The sequence below is a fragment of the Streptomyces sp. UH6 genome (genome assembly GCF_013421635.1).
Lineage (GTDB): Bacteria > Actinomycetota > Actinomycetes > Streptomycetales > Streptomycetaceae > Streptomyces > Streptomyces abyssomicinicus.
The window spans coordinates 1-1,753 of the sequence record NZ_JACADT010001114.1; the positions used below are offsets into that span (position 1 = coordinate 1).

General features: G+C 73.5%; 2 protein-coding genes. Both read left to right on the forward strand.

Features of this window, described 5'->3' with window-relative positions; translation table 11 throughout:
• Positions 1-461: DUF5682 family protein (locus HW445_RS29770; protein WP_257231369.1), on the forward strand; the 461-nt coding region annotated here is incomplete at its 5' end.
• Positions 462-559: 98 nt separating this feature from the next.
• A complete protein-coding gene (locus HW445_RS29775) occupies positions 560-1,741 on the forward strand; it encodes a VWA domain-containing protein (protein WP_180223924.1) in 1,182 nt (393 codons plus the stop codon).
• The last annotated feature ends 12 nt before the right edge of the window (positions 1,742-1,753 follow it).

The following is a 1,753-nucleotide window of genomic DNA, read 5'->3' on the forward strand; positions in this document are numbered from 1 at the left end:
ACGGCGCGCTCGACACCGAGGAGGCCGCCCGGCGCATGGGCCTGGTCCTGTCGCCGGGCACCGAGCCGGCCGACGCGGCGTCCTGGATCGAGGGCTTCGTCGGCGGTGGCTCCGGCGGACTGCTGCTGGTCCACGACGAGCGGCTGCTCGGGCTGGTCGACACCTGGCTGACCGGCGTGCCGGCGGAGTCCTTCACCGACGTGCTGCCGCTGCTGCGCCGCACCTTCTCGGCCTACGAGCCCGGGGTGCGCCGCAGCCTGGGGGAACTGGTCCGCCGCGGACCGGCCGCCGGCGGAGGAACGGCGACCGTCCCCACGCCGGGCTTCGGCGAGGACCTGGACATGGCCCGCGCCGACGCCGTGCTGCCCGTGGTCCGGCTGCTGCTGGGCCTGGACCCGGACCTCGATCAGGATCAACGGCCCGACGGCCTGCCCGACGACTCAGTGGAGGCAGCGGCATGACCACATCCCCGACCTCATCCGTCACCACCTGGCCCGTCACCACCTCGCCCATCACCAGCTCGCCCGTCACCACCTCGTCCGTGGGTCCGTCCCCCGCCGTGAGGGGAGGGGAGGCGGACGCGGCGGCCGAGCGGCTGCGGCGCTGGCGGCTGGTGCTCGGCGGCGACCAGGCCGACGGGACCGGCCACGCGCTCAGCGGCCGGGACGCCGCGATGGACGCCGCCCTCGCCGCGCTCTACGGCAACGGCGGGAACGGATCCCGGAACTCCGGCCGCCCGCGGGGCGGCGACCGTTCGGCGGGCCTCGGCGGGTCGGCGCCCTCGGTGGCCCGGTGGCTGGGCGACATCCGCACGTACTTCCCGTCCTCCGTCGTCCAGGTGATGCAGAAGGACGCCATCGACCGGCTCGGCCTGGCCTCGCTGCTGCTGGAGCCGGAGATGCTGGAGGCGGTGCAGCCGGACGTCCACCTGGTGGGCACCCTGCTCTCGCTCAACCGGGCGATGCCGGAGACCACGAAGGAGACGGCCCGCGCGGTGGTGCGCAAGGTCGTCGAGGACCTGGAGAAGCGCCTCGCCACCCGCACCCGGGCCACTCTCACCGGCGCGCTGGACCGCAGCGCCAAGGTGAACCGGCCGCGCCACCACGACATCGACTGGAACCGCACCATCGCGGCCAACCTGAAGAACTACCTGCCCGAGTACAACACCGTCGTGCCGGAGCGGCTGATCGGCTACGGACGGGCCTCGCAGGCGGTGAAGAAGGAGGTCGTGCTCTGCATCGACCAGTCCGGGTCGATGGCCGCCTCGGTGGTCTACGCCTCCGTCTTCGGCGCGGTGCTGGCCTCCATGCGGTCCATCGCCACGCGGCTGGTGGTCTTCGACACCGCGGTCGTCGACCTGACCGACCAGCTCGACGACCCGGTGGACGTCCTCTTCGGCACGCAACTGGGCGGCGGTACGGACATCAACCGCGCGCTCGCCTACTGCCAGTCGCAGATCACCCGGCCGGCCGAGACGGTGGTCGTGCTGATCAGCGACCTCTACGAGGGCGGCATACGGGACGAGATGCTGAAGAGGGTGGCGGCGATGAAGGCGGCGGGCGTGCAGTTCGTGACGCTGCTGGCCCTGTCCGACGAGGGCGCGCCGGCCTACGACCGTGACCACGCGGCGGCGCTGGCCGCGTTGGGCGCGCCGGCGTTCGCGTGCACGCCGGACCTGTTCCCCGAGGTCATGGCGGCGGCGCTGGAGAAGCGACCGCTGCCGATACCGGACGCGGCGTGAGCCGGCGGGGCG